The organism is Moorena sp. SIO4E2, assembly GCF_010671945.1.
Classification (GTDB): domain Bacteria; phylum Cyanobacteriota; class Cyanobacteriia; order Cyanobacteriales; family Coleofasciculaceae; genus Moorena; species Moorena producens.
In genome coordinates this window covers 1-1194 of sequence record NZ_JAAHIE010001333.1, presented here as the reverse complement: position 1 = coordinate 1194, position 1194 = coordinate 1, and the positions used below count along the sequence as shown (strand labels likewise).

The window sequence follows — 1194 nt, the reverse complement described above, 5'->3', positions numbered from 1 at the left end:
CAGAATGATCATCGGTTATCGACCTCTCCCGCTTTACTTTATTCTACAACATCTAGAATAAAATTCCGGAACATTCTCAGAATATTTTTTTCACGGCGGCTTTAGCCGCTACTGCCCTTCATCCCCGGTATAAATACGCGGGGCTTTCGGGCTTTGGCTCCCTCGTAAATCGTCTAACGGTTGCCATGAGCTTACTACTGGGGGTGAAATTTGCCAGTCCGGGGTTATTGTTTGGAGTGTTCCTTGCCAGTCGCTACTAATTTGATGGGTGGGAGGTATAGCAGGTACATTTACGAAATGTCCTAGGTGTTCCGGAAAGACAGTAAAGCGTTTCAAGCTGCCACTTTCATCGTATTTGGCAATCGCAGTAGCACGACTATTTTCATACCTTAAACATATATCGGAAAAAAACGTGGAGCCGGATTTTACGTTGGTGGAACCCCAGGAAAAGCCGTTGTCTAAAAACAAGCCGGTTGTGATAGGTTGCTTGTAGGGTCCAAAGATTTTTGTCTCCGTTTTGTCATTAGCATAAGTATAGTGATTTTGCTGATGTATTTTACTGCAATCTGCTGTGGGACGAAAGCTTCTAATACAGCGCCAAGATTCTATGACTTCTCCTGCGCTCGAGTATCTAGTCCAAATCCCATACAAGTCTCCTGAATAATATTGACAGAATTTATTCCAATTTTGAATTTTTCGATCCATAAGTTTATTCTGTTATCTCTCATCACTACTGTTTATATAGTTTAATTTTGCCTATCAATCCAAACTTTTATGTTACTTATAGCAAGTCTATATCCCATAAGCTACAAATTGATCCCCCTAAATCCCCCTTAATAAGGGGGACTTTTACGTTTAAAAGCGTACATCATAACTGCGATAAACGCTATAGTTACTGTTACATTTTAACTACATTAATCGGTATAATATTTTCTTAGATCGTAGATTAGTAATGTGTTAGGGAATGTCTGAATAATTACCCTTAATCAAACTATGCCCCATCTCCCCATCTCTGATTAATTACTCTTTAATGTTAAACCGGATAACTCACCGGATGAATTATATTCAACCTGGGGGGGCGACGATATGGCTTGAAACGATTGATACGTCAAGAGTGTAACGATCTGTGATAGAAAAAGATAGGTCTCAAATTGTCAATAAGACCTATCTGTTGCAAATGTTACCCTTATTCTA

Annotated in this window: 1 protein-coding gene; it reads right to left on the bottom strand. The window is 39.4% G+C overall.

The genetic code is table 11. The features are described from left to right. Positions 1-108: 108 nt before the first annotated feature. Positions 109-705: a DUF3598 family protein gene (locus F6K37_RS43440; protein WP_287257349.1), complete on the bottom strand. Its 597-nt coding sequence runs from the start codon at positions 703-705 to the stop codon at positions 109-111. Between the last annotated feature and the right edge of the window lie 489 nt (positions 706-1194).

Excerpts from the sequence above, each read along its gene's own strand:
- F6K37_RS43440 (WP_287257349.1), bottom strand. The coding sequence starts at position 705 with ATGGATCGAAAAATTCAAAATTGGAATAAATTCTGTCAATATTATTCA.